This is a genomic window from Ohtaekwangia koreensis, assembly GCF_900167975.1.
GTDB classification, from domain to species: Bacteria; Bacteroidota; Bacteroidia; order Cytophagales; family Cyclobacteriaceae; genus Ohtaekwangia; species Ohtaekwangia koreensis.
Window position 1 is genome coordinate 208,874 of the sequence record NZ_FUZU01000004.1, and the last position, 24,770, is coordinate 233,643.

At 43.2% G+C, this 24,770-nt stretch carries 19 protein-coding genes; 3 read left to right on the forward strand and 16 right to left on the reverse strand.

Annotation, left to right across the window (positions count from 1 at the left end):
- Positions 1-38: 38 nt before the first annotated feature.
- Entirely contained in the window at positions 39-1,688 is a 1,650-nt protein-coding gene (locus B5Y40_RS24285; RefSeq protein WP_079689467.1) for a S41 family peptidase, read from the forward strand.
- A gap of 129 nt (positions 1,689-1,817) precedes the next feature.
- Positions 1,818-2,678, forward strand: coding sequence for an alpha/beta fold hydrolase (locus tag B5Y40_RS24290; protein ID WP_079689468.1), 861 nt, complete (start codon positions 1,818-1,820; stop codon positions 2,676-2,678).
- A 4-nt stretch (positions 2,679-2,682) separates the two neighbouring features.
- On the opposite strand, the gene B5Y40_RS24295 is transcribed toward B5Y40_RS24290, so the two are convergent.
- The 5 genes from B5Y40_RS24295 to B5Y40_RS24315 form a co-directional block, all read right to left on the reverse strand.
- A complete protein-coding gene (locus tag B5Y40_RS24295) occupies positions 2,683-3,045 on the reverse strand; it encodes a VOC family protein (protein WP_079689469.1) in 363 nt (120 codons plus the stop codon).
- A 101-nt stretch (positions 3,046-3,146) separates the two neighbouring features.
- On the reverse strand, positions 3,147-4,838 hold the full coding sequence (locus B5Y40_RS24300; RefSeq protein WP_079689470.1) for a GAF domain-containing protein: 1,692 nt from the start codon (positions 4,836-4,838) through the stop codon (positions 3,147-3,149).
- A gap of 407 nt (positions 4,839-5,245) precedes the next feature.
- Positions 5,246-6,145: a class A beta-lactamase, subclass A2 gene (bla, locus tag B5Y40_RS24305; protein ID WP_079689471.1), complete on the reverse strand. Its 900-nt coding sequence runs from the start codon at positions 6,143-6,145 to the stop codon at positions 5,246-5,248.
- 173 nt (positions 6,146-6,318) lie between these two features.
- Positions 6,319-7,227: an NAD(P)-dependent oxidoreductase gene (locus B5Y40_RS24310; protein WP_317043577.1), complete on the reverse strand. Its 909-nt coding sequence runs from the start codon at positions 7,225-7,227 to the stop codon at positions 6,319-6,321.
- A 37-nt stretch (positions 7,228-7,264) separates the two neighbouring features.
- Positions 7,265-8,245 carry an aldo/keto reductase gene (locus B5Y40_RS24315; protein WP_079689994.1) on the reverse strand — a complete coding sequence of 327 codons (981 nt, stop codon included), beginning with the start codon at positions 8,243-8,245 and terminating at the stop codon, positions 7,265-7,267.
- A 355-nt stretch (positions 8,246-8,600) separates the two neighbouring features.
- Here B5Y40_RS24315 and B5Y40_RS24320 point away from each other — a divergent pair, with 355 nt between their 5' ends.
- On the forward strand, positions 8,601-9,134 hold the full coding sequence (locus tag B5Y40_RS24320) for a hypothetical protein (protein WP_143785925.1): 534 nt from the start codon (positions 8,601-8,603) through the stop codon (positions 9,132-9,134).
- An 11-nt stretch (positions 9,135-9,145) separates the two neighbouring features.
- On the opposite strand, the gene B5Y40_RS24325 is transcribed toward B5Y40_RS24320, so the two are convergent.
- The 11 genes from B5Y40_RS24325 to B5Y40_RS24375 form a co-directional block, all read right to left on the reverse strand.
- Positions 9,146-10,114, reverse strand: coding sequence for a helix-turn-helix transcriptional regulator (locus B5Y40_RS24325; protein WP_079689474.1), 969 nt, complete (start codon positions 10,112-10,114; stop codon positions 9,146-9,148).
- A gap of 1,697 nt (positions 10,115-11,811) precedes the next feature.
- On the reverse strand, positions 11,812-13,485 hold the full coding sequence (locus B5Y40_RS24330) for a sodium/sugar symporter (RefSeq protein WP_079689475.1): 1,674 nt from the start codon (positions 13,483-13,485) through the stop codon (positions 11,812-11,814).
- A 222-nt stretch (positions 13,486-13,707) separates the two neighbouring features.
- Positions 13,708-14,874 carry an aldose epimerase family protein gene (locus B5Y40_RS24335; protein WP_079689476.1) on the reverse strand — a complete coding sequence of 389 codons (1,167 nt, stop codon included), beginning with the start codon at positions 14,872-14,874 and terminating at the stop codon, positions 13,708-13,710.
- A 4-nt stretch (positions 14,875-14,878) separates the two neighbouring features.
- The gene (locus tag B5Y40_RS24340) at positions 14,879-15,949 is read right to left on the reverse strand and encodes a UDP-glucose--hexose-1-phosphate uridylyltransferase (RefSeq protein WP_079689477.1); all 1,071 of its coding nucleotides are present in this window, start codon (positions 15,947-15,949) and stop codon (positions 14,879-14,881) included.
- A gap of 73 nt (positions 15,950-16,022) precedes the next feature.
- On the reverse strand, positions 16,023-17,051 hold the full coding sequence (gene galE, locus B5Y40_RS24345) for a UDP-glucose 4-epimerase GalE (RefSeq protein WP_079689478.1): 1,029 nt from the start codon (positions 17,049-17,051) through the stop codon (positions 16,023-16,025).
- 3 nt (positions 17,052-17,054) lie between these two features.
- Positions 17,055-18,239, reverse strand: coding sequence for a galactokinase (gene galK / locus B5Y40_RS24350; RefSeq protein ID WP_245840750.1), 1,185 nt, complete (start codon positions 18,237-18,239; stop codon positions 17,055-17,057).
- A 266-nt stretch (positions 18,240-18,505) separates the two neighbouring features.
- On the reverse strand, positions 18,506-19,612 hold the full coding sequence (locus tag B5Y40_RS24355; RefSeq protein ID WP_221408987.1) for a cellulase family glycosylhydrolase: 1,107 nt from the start codon (positions 19,610-19,612) through the stop codon (positions 18,506-18,508).
- Between the two features lie 187 nt (positions 19,613-19,799).
- Positions 19,800-20,849, reverse strand: a complete 1,050-nt coding sequence (locus B5Y40_RS24360; protein ID WP_245840752.1) for a glycoside hydrolase family 43 protein — start codon at positions 20,847-20,849, stop codon at positions 19,800-19,802.
- Positions 20,850-20,860: 11 nt separating this feature from the next.
- Entirely contained in the window at positions 20,861-22,009 is a 1,149-nt protein-coding gene (locus tag B5Y40_RS24365) for a glycoside hydrolase family 172 protein (protein ID WP_079689480.1), read from the reverse strand.
- A gap of 17 nt (positions 22,010-22,026) precedes the next feature.
- Positions 22,027-23,028 carry a glycoside hydrolase family 43 protein gene (locus B5Y40_RS24370; RefSeq protein ID WP_079689481.1) on the reverse strand — a complete coding sequence of 334 codons (1,002 nt, stop codon included), beginning with the start codon at positions 23,026-23,028 and terminating at the stop codon, positions 22,027-22,029.
- The gene (locus tag B5Y40_RS24375) at positions 23,025-24,770 is read right to left on the reverse strand and encodes a family 43 glycosylhydrolase (RefSeq protein ID WP_079689482.1); all 1,746 of its coding nucleotides are present in this window, start codon (positions 24,768-24,770) and stop codon (positions 23,025-23,027) included. Before B5Y40_RS24375 ends, B5Y40_RS24370 begins: the two co-directional genes overlap by 4 nt.

A 24,770-nucleotide genomic window follows, 5' to 3' on the forward strand; every position in this document is an offset into this window, starting at 1 on the left:
ATTCGTGAGCTAAGATTTTGCGTTGAATAGAATTACCCATGATTACAAGAAAAAAATTATTCGCCTTTTCAATTGTTCTGGTTGCGCTGATAGCCCTGTCGTTTACCAAACCGGCTGAGCGCTATTTCGAAATCGCCAAGAACCTCGACATATTCGCGACTCTCTTCAAAGAGGTGAATGCGCTATATGTAGATGATGTTAATCCCAACAAACTCATTCGCACAGGTATAGATGCGATGCTGAATTCGCTTGATCCGTATACAAACTATATACCGGAAGATGAGGTAGAAGACTATAGAACGGTAAATACCGGACAGTACGGAGGCATTGGTGCTATAACGCGGGAAATCGGTAACCGTACCGTTGTAACAATGATTATGGAAGGTTATGGCGCACAGAAGGGCGGTTTAAAAATCGGAGATGAGATTCAGAAGATAAATGATATAGAGCTTGCAAAACTTACACGCGAGGAATCTGGCCATTTGATGAAAGGCCAGGTAGGAACACCGGTTACGCTTACGGTGAAGCGTAAAGGTGTAGAGCAGCCGTTGCGTATAGAATTCAAGCGCGAAAAGATCAAAGTAAACAATGTACCATACTATGGCATGGTGGGCAATGACGTGGCCTATATCCAGCTGTCGGACTTTACACCTGATGCAGCCAAAGAAGTAAAGAATGCACTTACGGCGTTGAAAGAGAAAGGCGCTAAAAGTGTGATACTCGACCTTCGCGGAAATCCGGGAGGACTTTTAATTGAAGCGGTAAACATCACAAACCTGTTTCTTCCAAAAGGAAAATTGGTGGTGAGCACAAAGGGAAAGATACCCGAGAACAATCTGAACTACGAAACTTTGAATACTCCGGTGGATACTGAAATCCCGGTAACGGTTCTCATTAACCGCGGCAGTGCATCGGCTTCTGAAATTGTTGCTGGTACGCTTCAGGATTACGATCGTGGTGTGATCATTGGAGAAAAGTCGTACGGTAAAGGACTGGTGCAGGTAAGTCGTCCTCTCTCCTATAATTCCCAATTAAAAGTTACAACAGCAAAATATTATACGCCTACAGGCCGCTGCATCCAGGTGCTCGACTATACACATCGCAGGGAAGATGGAAGTGTTGGCTCTATTCCGGATTCTATCAAGCGTGCATTCAAAACTTCTTCAGGACGTACGGTATACGATGGTGGTGGCATTGACCCGGATATTAAAACAGAACCAAAAGAAGCGCATGTACTCACGCAGGTTTTATTTGAAAAGGGATTTCTGTTTGACTTCGCTACGCAGTATGCATTCAAACATCCAGAACCAGTAAACCCGCGCACGTTTTCTTTAACGGAAGAAGAATACCAGCAATTTATAGTTTGGATGAAGGACAAAAACTATAAGTATAAATCATATCTCGAATACGAGCTGCAGGAATTTTCTGAAGAAGCGAAGAAAGAGAAATACTATAGCGAACTGAAAGGCCAGCTCGATCAGATCAGCAACCGGATTGCTGAAAGTAAAAAGAATGAATTGGTACTCTACAAAGATGAGATCAAGCTGTTACTGGAAGAAGATATAGTTGCTCGTTACCATCTTGAAAAAGGCAGCATTGAAGCTGGCTTCAAGTATGATGATGATGTGAAGAAAGCCACTGAAATTCTACACGACAACGCAAAGTATAAAAAGCTGCTGAACCTCTAAGTAAACAGATTTAATTTAAACCCCTTCTCCAACGAGAAGGGGTTTATATTTTAAGAACGTTTCGCGTAAACCTGATCACGATAACTACTCACCAATAATCATTAACTGCTATACTTAACGGACAGGACAATGAAGCGAATAAAGATCATCATCCTAATCGTGTTTGTTGCTATAATGACAGGTATGCATGCGTGCATGACGTTTCGCATGAGTCCGAAAGAAGTCGACAAGTTTTTTACAGAGAATAATATACAGGGATCACAACACTCCTATAAAAGTGGCTTTCGCGAAATACATTATGTTGAAGCCGGTGATACATCCAAGCCACTCGTGTTGTTTGTTCACGGCTCTCCCGGTTCACTCAGTGCCTTCATTCATTTCCTGAAAGATACAACGCTATCACACCAGGCGTTATTAATTACAACGGACAGGCCAGGGTTCGGCTACTCCAACTTCGGTAACGGAGAAGGTTCTCTGCACAAGCAGGCTTTATTATTGAAACCCATACTTGAAAAGCACAACGCGAATCGTCCGATTATACTGGTGGGTCATTCATTAGGAGGTCCACTCATTGCGCGTATGGCTATGGATTACCCAGAGCTTGTGGATGGACTGATCATTGTAGCCGGGTCTATTGATCCGGAGCTGGAACCTGATGAGACTTGGTTTCGTGCGCCACTCGCTACACCTTTTCTCAGCTGGATTTTACCACGATCGTTTCGCGCATCCAATGAAGAGATCTACCATTTGAAACCTCAACTGGAAGAGATGCTTCCGTTGTGGAAAAATATCAAGTGCCCTGTAATTGTTATACAGGGACAGAAAGATGTATTGGTTGATCCTGCGAATGCAGACTTTGCAAAAAAAATGTTAGTAAATGCTCCTGTCGATTTTGTGATGGTGGATAGTATGAATCACTTTGTTCCGTGGAGCAATCCTGAACTCATTCATGATGCCGTTGTAAAGATGCTGCATACGCATCAGCAGTAGCCTGCTAGGGCAACTTAAATTCAGGGTTATAAATTATACCGAGTATATTTCCCCATGGATCTTTTACGGTTGCTACCATAATCTCCCCTCCTACATTCTGAGGCTCTTCGTGATTCGTAGCGCCAAGTTCAATGAGCCGTTTATACTCCTGGTTTACATTTGTAACACCCCAGTATACCAGTACGCTTTCATTCTTAACGGTAACAGGAGTCTCTTCCGGTTGCAAGCCTAATTCGTAACCACCGATGTTATAGCCTATATAGAACGGCTCATCAAAGTATGGTTTTGTATGAAAGACTTTAGTATACCATTCCCTTGCTTCTTGCAAATCGGATACCTTATAGATCGCTGTTCGAAGTCCGAGCATAAAATGAAGAGATTATTTTATGCACGAATATCTTTTTTCCATCGTACTATTCAAATCACACGATGAAATAAATTCTCTTCCGATTTATAAATTATTTCATCTTAGAGCAAAGATCGATTGATCAATATGCCTCCCGCCATCTCTCCCTGTTTACGAAGAGCTTCTTCCAGTTGATCTTTCATATCTTCTTCTTCTAATCTACTTTCATTCTGCTCAAGCACTTTGCCATACGCCTTTAGCTCCTCTTTTAATTTGAAGATCTGCTGCATATACTCCTTCTCCTTGCGCGCCAGTTCCTCTTGTGTGGCTTGCATTTCTTCCATGCTCTGTCGCATCTCTTCTTCCTGTGCGTGTAGTCTTACCGTTTGCTCCTGTGACTGGTATAGCAACTCTTTCGTTTTCTCGGCCGTCTGCACATTCGCCAAGGTAGAGGCTATATTCTCTGCAATCTTTTCCAGGAAATTTAACTCATGGGATTCTATATCCTGAAATGAAGCGATCTCGATCATTCCATAGACGACTTCATTTATTTTCAAAGGAAGGATAACCAGGTTGCGTGGTGCCGCGGTACCAAGTCCTGAAGTAATTCGTATATAGTCGCCTGGTATATCCCGGAGATACATCATCGAACCCTCCTGCCATACTTGTCCTGTAAGCCCGTTTCCTTTTTCAATCTCATGCTGACGTTGCTTCTTTTTATCCCATGCATAAGCGGCTTTTAGCATGAGTACTTCCTGGTCTTCTTTTTCTTCAACGGTATAGAAAAAAGCTTGGTTTACTTTCAAATATTTCACCAGGTATGAAAGAACATGTTCAGCAAAGCTTTCAATGTCATGTGATTCCCTTCGGCTGATCTCCACATACTTCGCCATGCCATTCAATGTCCAATTCCGCTTTTCATCTTCCTGCGAAACCTTCTTCAGATTATTACGCATTTCCAAAAGCGAGTGTCCTAGTTGATCGTACTCACTCAGTGCTTTATACTCTGCATTCAGGTTTCCTTTCCCTACCTGCACAGCAAACTTCACAGTCTCGGTAACTGAATCAAGATAATTATTCAGTGACTTTAACATCACTCCCACTTCGTCTGATCCCGTAGCATCATTTCGTTCCGGAAGTTTTCCTATACTCACTTCCGAAATAATATTGCTGGCACGATTGATCCGTCTAGAAATTCTATTTGAGATTAATATACTTATGACAATTGATCCTAATATCGAGAATATAGAGATTGAAAATATACCTGACAGTGATGCCTTTGCAGTAGAATTACTTTCTTCTTCGAGTATAGCATAATTTCGTTGAATGTTCGCGTTTAATACATTCATCGGCACTACAAGACTATTGTATAATGCCGGGAAGTCATTTATAATAAGAAAAGACTCTGCATCACCATCCATCTCCTTTGAGAACAGTGTTGTTGAAAAAACAGCGAACTCTTTTGCCTTCGCATTAATCTGACTCAGTAGTGAATCTGTATCATCCATTTCTACAAGCCGCTCCGTATTCGAGATGAATGCATTCAGTTGTGTCTGGAATTCATCTTTAATTTCGGTGATTTCTTTCTCATTGGAGCGGTCTACGGCGAAACCTCTATAAATAATTCCACGCACATTATCGCGCATGTTCTGTGCTACCAGCAGGTAGTTTAACTGCCTTGCTTTATGTACAAAGTTATCCCTCGCGCTATTGATATTAACAATACCGGAATAGCTGATATATAGTACCAGTATAATCAAAACGGAATTAATACCAATCAATAATAGAATCTGTTGACGGATGTTGAGTTTCATGTATCAATAAATTAAGTATTACGGACAACCAATATGGATAGTAATGCCAGTCTGCACGGTATATACGCGCAGATGTATAGAGAAAAAGTATCTAATCTAATGATCTCCCGGTGGCCCGCAGGGGATGGAAAGAAAATGCTTTACAGGAAGAGGGAGTTTTTTATTTGCTTTCATATAGCGGAAAATTCATTTACATCGGCTATCATATTCCGAAACTTTTTTCGGCTAGAATAACAAGGGGCACAACGGGTAACTCCTGCATTCATGAAAGTAAACTAACAGAATTCCTGGAACTTTAGAATCAGGGATAGACTGATTTTTGAATTTAAGTGAAAGGATTAGCCAATACACCTGCGTTTAAACATGGTATATGTATAGGGAATATCCGGACAAATATGCCTCTATAATTACTGACCTGTATAATAATCATAGGCAACCTTTGCGATCTTCGCGATGGCCTCCTCAGCTTTTTTCTCATCGGTAGTTCGCGATATATATACTGCAATGGCAATATGCTTACCATTCGGCAAGGTAACGATACCAACATCATTGATGGCACCTATAACACCTTTATCATCCGGGCCACCTGTGCCGGTTTTGTGCGCAACAATAGTTCCGGCAGGTAGTAATTCTTTAATTCTGTGCGCACCGGTTGGAGTTTCTATCATCCATTTTAAAAGCAGCTCGGTATTGTCTTTGGAAAGTGCTTTCTGTTTATACAAAATATCGAGCAACTGTACCATGGCGACCGGCTCACACCAATTGGTGAATTGTACACTCCATTCACGGTGCATCTCTTCCTCTGTAGCAACAATAGCGATTGATTTTATACCTAAATCATGAATATACTTCTGCACATTTTTAACACCTCCCATCAACCGAAATAGTATATCACACGTACTGTTATCGCTGAAGGATACAGTATACATCAGCAGCTCGTGCAACGGCACGTCTACATTTCCCTCAGGATATTTCTTAGCCATCGGACTCCAGGTATTAGCAAGCAGATCTTCCTTCCGGACATGGATTTTTTGATCGAGGGTAAATTTACCTTCCTCTACCGCATGCAACACAGCCATCGCTAACGGAAATTTAAAAACGCTTTGCATCGGGAAATGCGCTTTACCATGAACCGATACAGTATCTCTGTTTTCGATATGAAGTATAGCAACTCCGGTCTGGGCATCAATGGATCGAACAACCTGATCAATCGCCGTGGCGAGTGATTTCTTTTGAGCCTTACCATTTGCATGGACAGCAAAAAGTATAACGACAAGCAAGAGAGTTTTAATCCGGGAAGTAATCATATAGATACATCAAGATGTAAGTATACGCTTCTATCGAACGAAATGAAACAGATATTATATAAATCCAGAACACAAAGAGCACTAAGGAATGCGCACAAAGTTGCACACAGAGATCTTCAAATACCTCTGTGTAACTTTGTGTATCCTTTGTGTCCTTCGTGCACCGATTAAATTTACTTGACAACCTCCTCACTCTGCTCTCTCAAATACGAAACCAACATAGGCAGGTCTTTCTTTCCTCCTCCTGCAGCAATGATTGCCTCAAAGTGAGTTCGCACTACTTCTGCCAATGGCAACTGGGCACCAACCTCCGATGCAGTTTCCTGCGCAAGGCGAAGGTCTTTGTTAGCGAGTTGCGTTCCAAAGCCATTGGGGTTGTCTTCTTCTTTTATGATCAGAGGGCCATAGATCTTTACCACCGGAGCACCATATATAGTATTCAACATAGTGTCCAACAATATATTTTTATCGATACCAGACTTCTCGGCCATCAGCATTACTTCACTCAACAGCTCTACGATTGTAAAGATCATGAAGTTCATCATAAGCTTTACAGTATGTGAAGTATAGGGCGCGTCACCAAAATCAAAAGTTCGCTGACTGATTGCACTAAGTACAGGCTTTACTTTTTCTTTGGCGGCAGCGTCACCCGAGAGGAGTATAAATAGCTGCCGCGCTTCCGCAGCCGGAGGACGGCCCATAACGGGTGAAGCGAGGTAGACGGCACCGCGTGCTTCATGTTTTTCCGCCAGTTGTTTGGATGTATCCGCTTTGATGGTACTCATCGACAAATGTATACTTCCCCTCTTGAGTGCTGGAAGTATCTCTTCAGAGACTGCGTTTACGGCATGATCATCGCTTAACATGGTAATGACTATATCTGCAGATTTAACGGCTTCGCCTATCGTTGAAGCTGAATGACCACCCAATGCAACTAAGCCTTTTACTTTTTCCGGGGATCTATTATATAGTTTAACCGTATAGCCACTGGCGATTAAATTTTTAGCAATGGGAGTTCCCATGTTGCCCAATCCTATAAATGCAATTGTTTCACTCATGCTTTTTTGTTTTATATTTTTAATCTCTTACAAATAAATATAGGCACAGGTATATTTTTCATTAATGATTCACCATCTTCAAGGCTCCTTCACTATACCGGTTGCCTATATTTGGAAATTCATTTACCAATGTTTCCAACGTACGCAGATCTGAGGGCGTCAATATTATGTCCGCTGCTTTTGCATTCTCTTCCAGGTACTTTCTTTTCTTCGTACCCGGAATCGGGATCACATCATCACCCTGAGCCAACACCCATGCTATAGCAAGTTGTGCCGGTGTACATTGACGTTGTGCAGCAAGGGTCGCAAAACGATTTGCCAGTTGCTCGTTGTTATCCCAGTGTTGATCATCGAAACGCGGCAGATTTCTTCTGAAATCTGTTGCAGCAAGTGAATCCTTATGTACTGTGTTGGTTACAAGCCCACGAGCCAACGGACTATATGGAACGAATGTTATACCCAACTCACGACACACCGGAAGTATTTCTTTTTCGACATCGCGTGTAAGCAGCGAGTATTCACTTTGCAGTGCCGTGATGGGATGTATAGCATGTGCCTTACGAATAGAAGCCACCGATGCTTCGGACAATCCCAGGTAACGTACCTTTCCCTGCGTAACAAGATCTGCCATCGCTCCTACCATTTCTTCTACCGGTACATTTGGATCTATACGATGGGCATAGTATAGATCGATCACATCCACCTTCAATCGTTTCAAACTTCCCTCTACGGCAGTACGCAGGTATTCCGGTGAACCATCAAAATAGGTAGTCTTGTCATCGCGAAAGCGAAAACCGAATTTACTCGCGATAAAAACTTTATTACGATTTGGTACGAGTACCTGTGAGATCAATTCTTCATTTGTATACGGTCCATACATATCTGCCGTATCCCAGAAATTTATACCCAGATCCAGCGCGCGGTGTAATGTTGCAATCGACTCTTTATCATCGGTTGCTCCATACGCAAAACTCATTCCCATACATCCCAGCCCTATAGCGGAAAGTTTTTCAGGGGTGTTGCCTAATTTTCTGTACTTCATGGTCTTTTCATGTTTATGGTTACTAAACGGAGTCAGTACTATATATAAAATTATTCCCCGCAGATTACGCCTGGTGCTCAGGATATCAATGCCACCAGAAGCAGCGGAACTAACAAGAACAGATTGTACTGACTTCAAATCGATTTAACACAACAAATGTATCGGATCACGAAAAGGCAGGCTTACAATTTTCAAACCATTTACTATAAAATTCGAACAACTTAAAAATGACCAGGTAGTCCTGCCGTTGCTAACAAAACCTCGTCAGAATTCACGGGAATCTACACCTTTAGAACTTTTTCTGCTTTTAGATCATCAGCATTCGGTACCTTTGGATCTTTAAATTATCATCTGGTTGAAACAATTCTTTATAGGTATGGTTCTGGGATTGCTACTCGCTGTCCCTGCCTGTATTGCCCAAAAGCAACTTGTGTTGCTCAAAGGTGAAAAAATAAAACTGCGCCTATATATAGGCGATGAGATTATCTACAAAGTAAAAGGAAGTTCAAATCGTAAAAGAAGCTACGTCAGCAATGTATATGACACGGCTGTGCTGGCGCATAAAGATATAGTACCATTCCATTCCATCGAACGCATTTACTTTCATCAGCATAGTTTCAGAAATGTAGTAGGTGGACTACTGGTAATCGGCGGTGCCGGGTATTTTTTGATTGACCAGATCAATGTTTCTATCGTAAAGGGGGATCAAAGTTTTGATCAGGATGTTACGAGGGCTTCCATCATTATGGTTGCTGCCGGATTGCCAATGATGCTGATCCGGAAAAAGTCACAACGCATTGGTGGCAGATATAGGTTGTTGTTAGTCGAGAAGGGCTCACCTTTCTATAGGCCGGATTTGAAAAGAATGGAGTCAATGATGGATAACTAGTAGGTTCACTTCTAATACATCGCCCCTACTTTTACATAGTGCGCGTAGAGTTCCTCAACCAGTTCTTGTGTAATAGTTTTTGCTTCTTCCGGAGATTCAATCTCTACTGTGCTCCCTTGCTGCAATACACCGCGACAAAAATGGCGCAGGTTACCCACCAGAAAATTCATTCTTACTTTATCCCCGAGATCTTCCTCTGACACCAAGCCGTAATAATGTTTGGCATAGGACATATAACCCGTTACCGGTTTATCAAAAAGTAATTTTACTTCCTGCATATCCTGATTAGAGTGCTTGAGACTCTGCAGGTATTCTTTCAAGGTATAGCGATTGCGATCATCAAAAGTTGAACCTGTATTTTTCAGATTCATGATGCGGTCTGTTCTGAAATCGCGGTAGCCATTTCGCAACCTGCACCAGGCTATAAGATGCCAGGCAAAGCTATAGTAGAACAACCCGATAGGCTCAATGATACGCTCCGTGACATCACCTTGATTGCTGCTATAATCTATGCGTACAACTTGTTTGCTGACGATAGCTTTCTGTATATCTGTCATGAAGTTATCCGGAAATTCATTTTTCTCGGAAGCAAACGACTTATACACTTGTATATAGGTCTGTAAATTTTCAAGGTGATCCTTTTCATTGTCATTCAACACAGCTTTGATTTTCATCAGAGCTGATTCAAATGTTTTCTGGATCGATTTATCCGTCATGCGCTCTACCAGCTTGGACGCTACGAGCATGGCACTGGCTTCTTCCTGTGTGAACATGACGGGAGGAAGATGGAAGCCATCGACAATGAAGTATCCTTTGCCGGCTTCAGAACCAATCGGAACGCCCGCTTCCATCAAAGCCTTCACATCACGGTAAACAGTTCGGAGACTGATTTCGAATCGTTCAGCCATTTCTTCTGCCTTTACAACGCGTTTCGTCTGAAGGTGGATTAATATAGCGGTAAGTCGGTCGATACGGTTCATAGTGTGAAGATAAGAAGTTATTGTCAGAAGTGGTAGGTTGTTGATGGGATGATTGTTTCAATTTTTACTGGTCAGTGATGTACCCGATAATACAGGTTTTTTATGGGCTCTTTTTTCGAGTGAGCGATGTTCATAAAGTAAGTTGCGTTGGGATTGCTTGCGTTGAATAAAGTTTTCGTTACGGAAATCGGCAGGTTGCTCGAATGGTGGTGCATTGATCGCTTGATGCAATTTTGCGCGGGAATGATATAGTTTTTCATAGGAAAATCGCAGGAGCGCAATTAAAAAATTTCAGTGTTCGCAAATCTGCGATTCGCGAACCACTGAAATTTTTACTTTATCGACCGCTAGCGGTCGGCAAAGCATGAAGTATATAATTCATTGTAGCGAAGCTGACTGAGGATTGCTTATCGCCGTGAAGAACCATTCTTCTATCGAAGACAGCAAGTTGCTCGAATAGTGGTGCATTGATTGCTTGATCTAATTATGCGCGGGAATGATATAGTTTTTCATAGAGAAATCGCAGGCGCGCATTGAAAAAGTTTCAGTGTTCGTAAATCTGCGATTCACGAACTGCTGAAACTTTTACTTTATCGACCGCTAGCGGTCGGCAAAGCATAAAGTATATAATTCATTGTTATGAAGCTGACTGGGGATTTCTTATCTCCATGAAAAATACGTTCCCTATCGAAGTTGCGCGAATGCAAAAGCATTGATGCTCGATATAAATATGCGCGGGAACGATATACTTTTTCATAGACAAATCGCAGGCGCGCATTAAAAAAAATGATTGGTTCGCAAATCGTTGATTTGCGAACCAATCATTTTTAAGATTTCTTTGACCGCTAGCGGCCAAAAGTGTTAAATGTATATACCTCATAAAGTAATGAAGCTGACTGGCAATTACTTGTCAGCAGAAAAACAATATCCCTCCACGAAATAGGTAAGTAAATCGATTTGCCGCATTGATGCTCTGATATACTAGCACTGGGACAATATATTTTTATCGCAGTCAACATTAAGTATAAGCAAATTACAAATCACTAGTTCTTCAAACCAGAAAATTACGGTTCATCTCTTTGCAGAACGGTGGCGGCCTGCAAGAGGCAAGAGTATACTCCATAAGTGCTATTTGCGTAAGAACTGTTGTCCGTTAGAAACAACTTCTCCTCAACCGAAAATTAGCAAGCTGATCGATGTGTTGACTGCTCGATATGCTATACGCAGGGCCAATATATTTTTTACAGCAAATCGAAGGCGCATGTTTACGGCAAGTAAAATTGAAGATCACTAATTCTCCAAACTATAGCGTCTGTATTTCCGGAAAGATGTCCTTGGAGGATTACAATCTTACCCTAAAAACTTGAGCTTAAAGTATTTTAAAAAACGTCATATTGCATCTCTTTTGCAGACCGCTGGCGGTCTGCAAAAGTATAGGTATCTTCTGTGATGCATGACAATCTTTGATTGTCATGCATCACAGAAGATTACAATGCGCGACTGCGCTATAACTATGAAATGGAATATTATCACCGCGCATCGGCTATGCAAAATGATCCGAGCAATCGTCCTCGATGAAATAAAACTCATTTTATACAACATCTATATCTTCTAAAAACAAAAGGCCCGGATAAATTATCCGAGCCTTTTTATTCAAATTATCAACATTAATTATGTTGACATTAACGACAAACCTTTTACCAGAATACAATATATAGCATCGCTAAAATTCCTACTACGATCATAGCACCAACGGCAAACGCACCTTTTGGTTTGAACATGCTCGCATCAACTTCAAGGCCTTTCGGATTTTTCTTGCTGTTCGGATCCATCAACGTTAATACTACCATGACGAAAACACAGATGAGAAATACAAAACCCATCCGATCGAGGAATGGAATTTCATAGAGACCTGTTTCAGCGTTCAGCGCAGAGAAGCCCATGCCGCTCAGGAAAGATAAGTCGGTCATCTTTGGCAAGAACTTCAACAGGATTGATAACGGGAACGTAATCAACGCTGCGGCCATTGCAGCTGCAGAATTCGTACGCTTCCAGAAGAACCCTAAAATAAAGATGGCAAATATACCAGGAGACACGAAGCCGGTATATTCCTGAATATACTGGAAGCCTCCCTTCTTATCGATGCCCAGGAATGGTGATATAATGATCGCGATGATCATCGCTACTACTACGGCTACACGTCCGATGTATACAAGTTGCTTTTCTGAAGCATTAGCGTTGAAGAACTTCTTATATATATCCAGCGTAAAGATGGTAGATATACTGTTTGCTTTCCCCGCAAGGGATGCAACGATCGCGGCTGTTAACGCTGCGAACGCAAGCCCTTTTAATCCTACAGGAAGCAAGTTCAACAATACGGGATAAGCACGGTCCGGATTTAATTCACCGTTGGCAAGCATATCCTGTTGGAACATTCCATCCTGGTATAGAACATAAGCCGCTATACCGGGAAGTACAACGATGATCGGCATCAGCAACTTCAAAAACGCTGCGAACAAGATACCGTTACGCGCTGTAGGAAGATCAGCTCCCAACGCACGTTGTGTTATATACTGGTTGCAGCCCCAATAGTTCAGGTTTACAATCCACATACCACCAATTAAAATCGTAAGACCGGGAAGATCGAGATAACTCGGATTACTCTTATCGAGTACCATGTGAAAATGGTCGTTCGCTTTAGACATCATCAAGTTGAAGCCCTCTCCTACACCCGTTGTATTGAAATGTTGTGATACCAAATCCATGGCGAGATACGTTGTAGCAAGTCCACCGAGGATCAGGAAGAATACCTGTATAACATCGGTATACCCGATCACCTTCATTCCACCCAGTGTGATAAAGATTGCAAACACGGCAAGACCGATCATACACGTCCAGAAAGGTATACCGGATACAGTGGTCACGGCAAGTGCCCCAAGATATAGTATAGAAGTAAGATTCACGACTACATATAGCAACAGCCAGAAGATCGCCATGATGGTACTTACTGTCGGACCATATCGCTGTGTAAGGAACTGCGGCATGGTATAGATCTTATTTTTAAGATAGATCGGCATGAAGAAAATAGCCACGATCATCAGCGTAGCGGCAGCCATCCACTCGTACGTTGCAATGGCGAGTCCCATTTTAAATCCTGAGCCCGACATTCCGATAAACTGCTCGGCAGATATATTGGAAGCAATCAGCGAAGCACCTATCGCCCACCAGGTGAGCGATCCTTCTGCGAGGAAGAAATCTTTAGAATCGGTAGCTGTTTTTTTCTTTTTGTGATAGATCCAGTAGCCATAACCGGCCACGATGACGAAGTAAATCAGGAAGACTACGTAGTCAACAGTTTGTAATTGTCGCATGGTTCAGGAAAATTCAGTTTGGTTTAGCAAAATAATTATAGGTAAAGCGCACTTCACACGTTCGTTCAATCGATAAAAATGAATGTTCTTTTTGAAACGACAAAATATTTCTTCGTTGTATTCCACATCTGGCAAATTTTTTAATGACCATCGGCAAAAAAGAAGCTGTTCCTGAAATCATATTCAGAAACAGCTTCGCTTTTATTCTTAATACACAATCAATTACTTGGTCGAGAATTTATAGGTAGTCTGCGTGGAGTATGTCTCCCCCGGGTTCAGTACTACGCTGGGGAAAGCAGGTTTGTTTGGTGAATCCGGATAGTGCTCAGTCTCGAGGCAAAGTCCATAACGATGCTTATACTGTACTCCGCCTTTTCCGGTAAGAGAGCCATCCAGGAAATTTCCGGAATAAAACTGGATCCCTGGTTCGGAGGTATATACTTCCAGGTAGCGACCGGATGTAGGCTCATATACACTGGCAGCAAGCTTCACGCTGTCGCTTGATGAAAGCACCCAGCAATGGTCATAGCCAAGGCCTAATTCAAGTTGTTGATCTTTATCATTGATTCTCGCTCCGATTACAGTTTCATTTCTGAAATCAAAAGGTGTGTTGGTCACGTCCGTTAATTCCCCGGTAGGGATCAATACTTTATCTACTGGTACAAGTTTATCGGCATGCAAGGTGAGTTTATGCTCGAGGATGTCACGCTTTGCATTTCCCGTAAGGTTGAAATAAGAATGTTGTGTAAGATTAACGATCGTCTTCTTATCTGTGGTGGCTTTATATTCGATCTTCCACTCGTTGTTGTCGGTGAGTATATATAGGACTTCAACGTTCAGGTTACCGGGATAACCTTCTTCCATATCTTTACTGAGATAGGTAAGTTTAAGCGCTACACCTTCCGTGGATGGTGCTTCTTCTATATTCCAGAATACTTTATCAAAGCCTTTCAATCCTCCGTGAAGATGCTGGCCATTGTTATTCTGTGCAAGGGTATATTCTTTACCATCGAGTTTGAATTTACCTTTGCCGATACGGTTTCCATAGCGTCCTACAACGGCTCCGAAATATGGAGCAGGGGTAAGATAGCCGGCTAATGAATCAAAGCCGAGCACGATGTCTTCCAATGTACCATTCTTATCAGGTGCTTTCAGTGAGGTAACAATAGCACCGTAGTTGATCACTTGTAATTCGATGCCGTTCTTATTCTTTAGTGTATATACACTCACCTCTTGTCCATCGGGTAACTTTCCGAACGAAGCTTTGGTAACAGAGGCTTTCGCAACGGCTACGGTATCGGCCGCTGGAGTTTGTATTTCTTCTTTCTTTTTACAGGCTTGTGACATAATTACACTTACGAATAAGGTATAGATAATAAGCTTTCGCATAAACTTAGGGGTTTGGTATCTCAGAAACTACTCGATTTTTGAAATGAATATCAGAAAGTGAACGCAGGCGATCGGCGCTGAATTCTGGGGTAATGTCTCTTTGCGGATTGGCCAGCATTTCATATCCCACCATAAATTTCTTCACGGTGGCAGATCGCAACAACGGAGGATAAAACACCATGTGCCAATGCCATTCGGCATGCGCTTCACCATCGCTGGGTGCCTGATGTATACCTGCTGAATATGGGAACGACACTTCAAACAGGTTATCGTAACGTGCAGCCATTCTGCGATAGGCATCTGCAAAAGTATCGCGCTCCGCTTCAGTCATGTCCGTGATGCGGGCCATAGCACGCTTCGGAATGATCATGGTTTCGAAAGGCCATATTGCCCAGAAGGGAACGACTACAGCAAAGTGATCATTCTCGAAAACAATACGCTCTTTATATTTCAACTCCAGATTCCAATAATCCGAAAGTATAGTAGTGCCTTTACGTTTGAAGTATTCAAACTGGTGCTGCTGCTTTTTAGCAGGCTCTACAGGTATAGATTGCTGTGCCCAGATTTGTCCGTGCGGGTGCGGATTGGAACATCCCATCACGGCACCTTTATTTTCAAAGATCTGGATATACTCGATGTTCTTGTTTTTGCTGAGCGTGGTATACTCTTCAATCCACAGGTCTACAACGCTACGGATACCGGCCGTATCCATTTCGGCTACCGTGAGATCATGACGAGGTGAGAAACAAATAACGCGGCAGACTCCTGCTTCACTTTTCGCTATGAGTAATTCGCTGTCGCGGAATTCACCTGTTGGAACATCATCCACCAATGCAGCGAAGTCATTTGTAAACGCATAGGTCGAAGTATAGGCAGGATTCACTTCTCCGTTCGCCCGCACGTTGCCGGGACAGAGGTAGCACGTTGGATCGAATGCGACCAGCGTCTGCGTACCCGTCTTCTCAACCTGGCCTTGCCACGGCCGCTTCGAACGGTGTGGTGAAACCTGAATCCACTCTCCGGTCAACGGATTATAGCGTCTATGGGAATGATCCTTTAAATCAAACTGCGTCATCGTTCTTCAGATATATACTTTAAAAATCCATTTCACAAGTGCATCCAGAGAGCACCTGCATCCATGGAGGTATTTATACTTTTGCAGCAAGTTTCTGCTGCCACTGCCAGGCTGAGCGCATCATCTCTTCAACGCCAAGTTTGGTCTCCCATCCCAGTTCTTTATTCGCCAGTGTAGTATCTGCATAGATCTTCTCTACATCGCCCGCTCTGCGATCTACAACTTTATAGTTTAGCTTGAGATTGTTTACTTTCTCAAACACCTGGATGAGTTGCAATACTGTTAAGCCTTTGCCCGTGCCGAGGTTAAAGAACTCGTAATTACTTTTTTGTTTCTTATCGATCAGCCTCTTCAACGCGATAACGTGGGCAACAGCAAGATCAACCACATGTATATAGTCGCGCATAGCTGATCCATCGGGAGTATCATAATCTTTACCGAACACCATTAACTGCTGACGTATACCGGCAGCGGTTTGTGTAATGAACGGAACGAGGTTTGCCGGAACACCATTTGGCAATTCACCGATCAGTGCAGATTCATGTGCACCTACGGGATTAAAATACCGCAGGGATATAGCCTGTATATCTTTGTTTACGCGGCAGGTGTCGCGAAGTATTTCTTCTCCGATCTGCTTGGTATTTCCATAAGGAGATTCAGCAGGCTTAAAGGGTGTTGCTTCAGTTACCGGAAGCTTATCCGGCTGACCATATACTGTGCATGAAGATGAAAATACGATGTTTGGAATTTGATACTTCTTCATCGCTTCGAGCAACAACACAAGGGAGAGCACATTGTTCTTATAGTATAACAACGGCTTCTCTACCGATTCACCAACAGCTTTGCTGGCTGCGAAGTGAATGATCGAGTCTATGTCTTTATTTTTTTCGAAGAAGGCGGTGAGTTTTGCTTCATCACAAAGATTGAATTCGACAAACTCAGGACGTACTCCGGAGATCTTTTCAATGCCGTTCAATACGTCTGCCTGTGAATTGGAAAGGTCATCGATGATGATTACATCGAAGCCGTTCTTAATAAGTTCTACTGCGGTGTGAGAGCCGATGTATCCCGTGCCACCGGTTACTAATACTTTTTTTTTCATGCCCTAATGTAAAGTAATTTTCTCGATTGACTTGCTAACGCTGGTGCCATCTTTAATATTAACGATATAGGTTTCCATGGCAATGCCGAAGCGGTCAGCGTATGCTTGCCTTACTGTGGACAGGAATGAACCGACTTCTTCTTTCTTTACCAGGTTGATGGTGCAGCCACCAAATCCTCCGCCCATTACACGCGCACCCCATACTCCTGAAAAAGCTTTCGCCTGTTCCACCAGGAAGTCCAGCTCGGGACAACTTACTTCATATAGTTTCGATAATCCTTCGTGTGTCTCAAACATCTTTTCTCCGAAGGCTTTCAGATCATGACGCTCGAGGTCCTGACTCGCCAGCTGTACACGCGCGATCTCTTGCACTACATATAGGCAACGATCAAATACTTTTCCTTTCAACTCATCTTTATGCTTGCGCACCATGTCTTCCGTTGCATCGCGCAAGCTGTTAATAGCAGGATAATATTTTTTAAGTATCGCTACACCTTGCTCGCATTCATTTCTGCGTGTGTTATACTCGGAGTCAACCAGGGAGTGCTTTACTTTTGAATCGCATAGTACAATGGTAAAGTCTTTTAGCTCCAGAGGTGAGTAGCGGTATTCAAGCGAACGGCAGTCGAGCAGGATCACGTGATTTTCAGAACCCATCATGGAAGCAAACTGATCCATGATGCCACACTTCACGCCTACGAAATTATGCTCCGACCACTGCGCTATTTTTATAAGCTCTTTCTTGTCGATGGCATGATGATTCAATTCATTCAACGCAAAAGCAAATCCACATTCAACAGAAGCGGATGACGACAAACCTGCACCCATGGGTATATTTCCACCAAACACACAACGGAATGGTTTCAATGTATACCCTTTATCTACAAACTGACGGATAACGCCCAGTAAATAATTCGCCCAGGCCGGAGCCTTCACAGGCTGTGGGTTATTCAGATCTACAGAATAATGTTGATTATATTTGATGGAGTATATCTCTGACTTTCCATCGGTTGATTCGCTGATCGCAAAAACTGTTTCGCGGTCTATAGCCGCAGGCATTACGAAGCCATCATTGTAATCGGTGTGCTCGCCTATCAAGTTGATGCGTCCCGGTGAGCGAACTACCAGCGGCTCTTTCTGGTATAGTTCTTTGAACTTGCTCTGTACATCCTGCACGGTCAATTCCACAAGTAAATTCGGTTTAGGTGTTCTCTTAAATAGTAACCGGAGATCAAACTTCTTTCGATCTCCGGTACTTAACCAATCAATTAACCCAAAATGTTAATGACTGGTGTGAAGTACTGAATTCAACGCGACATTATAAACAAAACACGCGTTTCCAGTCCAAAATAACGTTTCCGGAAACGTTATTAAGTATTATTTCTTCAGTGGCCAGTCCTACTAATGAGTCTTCCAATACTCTTTTTCATGCTATACTTTAAGTCGTGATGAAGCTATTTTCCGGTGAGCTTCTTGATCAATGCTACTTCTTCCTTGCTGTAGGGTGTACCATCTTTACGGAAGATATCATGGAACCATACCTTCGGCTCTTTACCATCCGCCATCGGTGTGTCCCACGCATAAATCGTATTGGTTTTACCCGCTACCAATCCCCAGTTATAGGCCCCTATATTTTCTTCCTTCAACATGGGAAGCACATTGTCAAAACGACTGTTGCGTGTACGCGCCATATACTCTGTGCAGATTAATGGACGGCCAGTGGTACGCAAGCTATCGATCCATTTTTTATGCTCTTGTGGTTCAGCGTAATTGTGATAGGTTGTAACATCTGAGTTGTCAAGCTGATAATGATTCAGATCAACGAGATCTTTATTCCAGACGCCAACCGATAAGGGCTGTGAAGGATTTACTTCCCTCCCCCACTGGAACGCTTTTTTCAACAGCCGCATTGACTTGTTACCATAACCGGAGTTACCGGGTTCGTTGTATAGATCCCACAACACAATGCGCTTATCATTTGCAAAATGGGAGAGTATATCTTTCGTATACCGCCCCAGCGTAATATATAGTGTTGAATCTTCATGAATTTTATCCCCAGGATCGCGTACCCAGCCCGAGTTGTGAATGCCGGGTTTAGGGTCTGGTTGTTTGCCTGCCTTATAGGTTGGATTCCAGCAATCATCAAACAGAACAAACAATGTAGAGATCTTATGCTTGTCTGCGATGTTGAGGTATTCATTTACTCTGTTCTTGAATCCGGTGGAGTCTACCTCCCAGGCAAGGTGATGTAAGTATACACGCATGGAATTAAAACCGATCGACTCAGCCCAGCCCAATTCGCGGTTTATAGTAGCGGTATCAAAAGATTCAGCTTGCCACATTTCAAGTTGATTGATCGCGGTACTCGGAATGAAGTCACTGCCCCGCAGCCAGCCCCATTGCTTATACCATTCATTGGCTTGCTCTTTCGACCATATCTCCCTTACAGCAGGTACCGGTACCGTTGTATCCTTCTCCTGAACGGTCTCCTTTCGTTGACATCCCGCGAACATCATTGCACTGACAGCTACTGCCAGCAGTAGTTTACTGATTTGTTTCATAGTTATTTAGTATTGATTTTCTTTCTGATAATAGGAACTGGTTTGGATTGTATACCCGGACTTTGTGTTTCGATGAAAGGCCAGCCGTCTTTATACTGCAGCCGGTCAACGCGTACAACAGCTAGGTCAGCAAAATCCAATTGAAAAACATTATTACACATATATATAATTTACTATACGGCATATACTATTTCTTGTCAGAGGGTATAGCAAGCACAGCTCCTTCACGTACGGGTATACCGAAGTTTGGTGTGCCATCCGGATTCCAGGTGAATTTCTGCGCACGCGGAGAACGATGCTTACCACAACCTTGTCCCGGTTCTGAATTTGCGTGATATAAAATCCAATCTTCCTTTCCATCCGGAGATTTAAAAAAGGAATTATGCCCGGGGGCATATACTTTGTTTTCAGAAGATTCTTTGAATACAGGCTGCAGAGATTTCTTCCACGAAGCTGCATTCAGTAAATTACTATTGGCAGAAGCAGTAAGCATACCCAGAGCGTAGAAATCTGTCCAGCAACCGCTCGCAGAGTATATAATGTATAGTTTATCTTTATTTTTCAGCAACTGTGGGCCTTCGTTAACATCAACATGCGGTGGGTTATTCGGATCATTCAGGTCTCCGTGTCGTTCCCAATCATGTTCCGGATGTGAAATCATAACACGCTTCCCTTCTATAGTCCACGGATTTTTAAGCTTCGCTATATATAAGTCCTGCCTTCCGTTGGTGTCGCCCTCCCACCCCGACCAAGTCAAATAGAGTTGCCCGTTGTGCTCAAAGACAGAACCATCAATGGCCCATTTATCAGAGGGGTCTGAAATCCTTCCTTTGAAGGTCCACGTTCCTTTGAGAGGGTCCGGTGAAGCATTCTCCAACACGTATAGTCGGTGATTGTCATTTTTACCATCATCCGCAGCAAAGTATACATACCATTTCCCTTGCAGGAAATGAATTTCGGGTGCCCAGATTTCTTTTGAATATAACGTGTCTGCAGGAGGTATCCAGATTGTTTTACGCTCTGCCGTTTTGAGATCAGCAAGGTTTTTAGTCCTCCAGATGTCAATGCGATTCCCCAGGGTATTGGTATAATAGTAATATCCATCTTTATATATACTCCATGGATCTGCTCCGGATGGTAGCAACGGATTGGTAAACGTTGACTGCGCAAAGCCTGTAACGGTTAACAGCACCAAACAAAAAGATATATACATTCTCATCATAGCAACTCTATTCATTTGTAAAAGTATCAATTAACTTCGAGGTCATTTTTTACCGGAAGCTTGGGAAATGACGCATGCGGTTCAGCCTGATACCAGAACACGACCGAACTTATATCGGATTGCTGTGGTAAATATCTCCCTTCACTGCGCCATCCTAAATCCTGTATAGTAATCTTCAACTCTTTTTCAAAACGCACGGGGTCTATAATATGCCAACGATACATTCCAAAACGCTGTTGCGAAGTATATACTCCATCAGGTCGTATTACCTGGTGTAGCCCCGCATAAGCCGTTGAGAATTCCTGGTATTGGTGCGTCTTTTTGTTTTCAAAATTATAGGAGCCACAGAAGTAATCTTCCGTACCCGTACCGTTGATAGTCGGAAACTTTGAATCACCATCCATATAGAATTTGATTTCACCCTCACCCCACCAACCGTTGTTATTTACACCCCACGCTATATACGTACCAACATACTGTCCTTTGCCTTTGATACCATCTACCAAAGTATAGATCGATCCTTTCGTAGGATTGCTTCTTCTGAACTGTGCATGAAAGTAGGCGGCATCCGCAGGGACATCTGTCAATGTATAGTCTATCTGGTAATATAGGCGCATCTTTTCGGTTGCTATATTTTCCATGGTAATCCTGCATTTCTTCCGGAACGGCATTACCCAGTAACAATTGAAAGCGCTGCCCGGATTAACTGTAATCGCCAATGAATTCAGCGTTGCAAATTCGCCCCATCCCATACCAAAAAAATCTCCGACAGGGACTTCGATGGATGGCTCTTTTTCATCATCCCAATAAAACCGTAAAACAGAATAGCGCCAGTTGCCGGTGGGCGTCATCCAGATGTGTTGTATAGCACCTGAACCGTTGATCTCTGCAAGTGTAAAAGTCTGGCCGGGTTCGATGACTATAAATGGATTTACTTTCCAGCCTTGTCCCAATTCGCGCGCCTCATGACCTGCGCTTCCTTTTTCCGGTAACGTCATTCCGCCTTTGCCGGGCTCACCGGTAAAATTCTCTGGACTAATCGAACGTGTCTTTGCATCCGACAACCGGTATAGGTTGCCGAGGTTCATGTGGAGTCCATCAAACGATTCGGATTTCTGCGCATAGGCCGACCGTATGAGTCCTATAGCAACAAAAAGAAAAATGATATACTTCATGACTATGTTGTTTAAGTTTATTTAGCAGCAGAAGGCGCGGGTTGCAGGGAATCTGTTTTTACCGGTATCCCAAAATCAGGTATACCATTTTCTTTCCAGTGAAATTGTTGCATGCGTGGTGATCTGCGATGATCACATCCCTGACCCGGACCTGTATTGGCATGATACAAAATCCAGTGCTCTTTTCCATCCGGTGATGTGAAGAATGAATTGTGACCCGGTGCAAATACATTATTCTCGGGCGACTGTTTGAACACTGGTTGTGTCGATTTTATCCACGAAGATGGATTCAGAAGATCAGATGCTTCATCTGCCGTGAGCATGCCCAGAGAATATTCATCAGCCCAACAAGCGCTCGCGGAATATATAATGAATACCTGCTTCTGATGATGAGTGAGAAACTGCGGTCCTTCCAGGATTTCGCGACCACCGAATTTCTCCCATGCTTGTGTCGGCTTTGCAATCACGATCTGTTGATCAGCCAGTGTCCATGGATTTTTCATTCGGGAAATTACCAATGCGCTTTGTGGCCCTATATACGCAGAGTATATAAAGTAGCGTTGGCCCCGGTGCTCAAATACAGAACCATCCAATCCGGAATATACAGTATTAACTTTTCCCTTATCGATCCATGTTCCGCTTAATGGGTCAGCAGATTTATTCTCCAGCACAAATATATACCGTGAGGCATCGCCAGCGTTGTTGACATCGGTAGCTGTATAGTATAGGTACCATTTGCCGTCCAGGAAATGTAATTCAGGTGCCCAGATAGCTTTTGAATTAGGACCTTTCGATGGTGGTGTCCAAACGGTTTTAGGAGCAACGTCCCGAAGATCCTGGAGCGCTTTGGTCTTCCATAGGTTAATCTTCGTACCTACCGTATGAGTATAGTAATAGAATCCATCCTTATAGATAACCCATGGATCGGCCCCGGAAGGAAGTAATGGATTTTTAAATTCAGCCTGCCCAAACGAGCTAATGCTTAGCAGAATAAAAAAGGACAGTATGCTATATTTCATTTTTCGATCATCACTTTCATGGTAAATTCTTTTTGATTCGTTCGCACCTTCAACAGGTATATACCACCAGGGATGTTACTGGTATCTATAACAGACTCATCTTCTGTATCGATAATCTGTTCATGATATACCGTTCTGGACAACAGGTCTGTTAACATCACTTCGCGCAGTATGAAAGAATGCTTTTTCTCTATGACCAGAGAGCCCCTGACAGGATTCGGGTATACGAACACAGATTCCGCTATATTTTCCTCGGAGTCTGTTACTATTTCGTCAGAAGCTATAATATACCAGCGTTGTCCATCGGCAGCGGACCAGTCTTGTTGCAAAACATTAGCGCCTTCGGCAGTAGAATTCGTCACTACCGTTAACGCCTTGTTACTGTTGCGCGCCAGTAGACGATACGAGCCATCGCCTGCGTCTTCTATTTTCCATTGCTGGCAGGGAGCACCATTGGGTGCCCAGGTTTGTACATTGGCGAAATTATCATTTGAGCAACCGGCTACATCCAATGCCAATCCACCTTGCAGCGATGTCAAAACAAAAAAGCCATCGCCCGTTGCCTGCACATTCCAGCGCTGACAACGCTTACCGAACCAGCTGTTTTGAATTACATCTGCACCAAGTCCTGCCGAGCATCCTGCAATGTCCAGCACCTTTGTACTGGCTTTGGAGACAAACCTATATATACCATTCGGCAGTGTTACAGATATAGGTACATCGATTTCTCCTGTAGGGGCGGCAAGTGTATCGCCTGCTGTTACCGGCACTCCAAAATCGGGTGTTCCATCAGGCTTCCATTCAACCTTTTGTGCTCGGGTTGTGCGCGTGAAATTACATGCGCCTGCCGCTACCGTTGTGGCATGGTATACATTCCATATCTCTGTCCCATCCGGTGATGAGAAGAAACCATTGTGCCCGGGACCATATGCATTCGCGGAAGCACGGGTACTGAAAACAGGCTGCGCGGATTTTGTCCACGAAGCTATATTCATCGGGTTGTCAGCTTCGTTCATCGTTAACATGCCAAGCGCATAGTCCGGGGTCCAGCAGCCACTCGCAGAATACACCAGGAACACTTTGCCATTTTGCTTCATTACCACAGGGCCTTCATTTACTTCACCATTTCGCTCCCAGCTATAGTCCGGACTCGATAATAACACGCGTGGCCCGGTCAACGTCCAGGGGTTACTCATTTCAGCTATGTATATACGCTGTATGGTGTTAGACTCATTGCTATATCCTGACCACAAGAAATAATTTTTATTATTCAGCGATAGAATCGAACCGTCAATCGCCCAAAAGTCTTCAGTAGGATGAAATATTTGCCCCTTGTTAGTCCAGGTGCCTGTTATCGGATCATCGGATGAGTTCTCAATTACCCAGGTGCGTTGTGAAGCAAGGTTTGTGTTTGTTCCACCGGTATAGTATATATACCATTTGTTACCGATGCGATGCAATTCAGGTGCCCAGAAATTACAACACGGTCCACCTGAAGCAACTGTGAAGACCACAACACCGGCTGCAAATTTTAATGCATTGAGTGTTGCTGCCTTTTTTACGGTGATGTTATTGCCGGTCGTCCCGGTCAGGTAGTAACTACCGTTATAGTATGTGATGTGCGGATCTGCCAGGTCTGCTATAGGGTTGGAGAATGTCTGTGCCAAGCTTGCCGTTTTCAGTACAAGTATCATCAGCACCGTTATCAACAATCGCACCCTGAGTATATATCTTTGTATCAT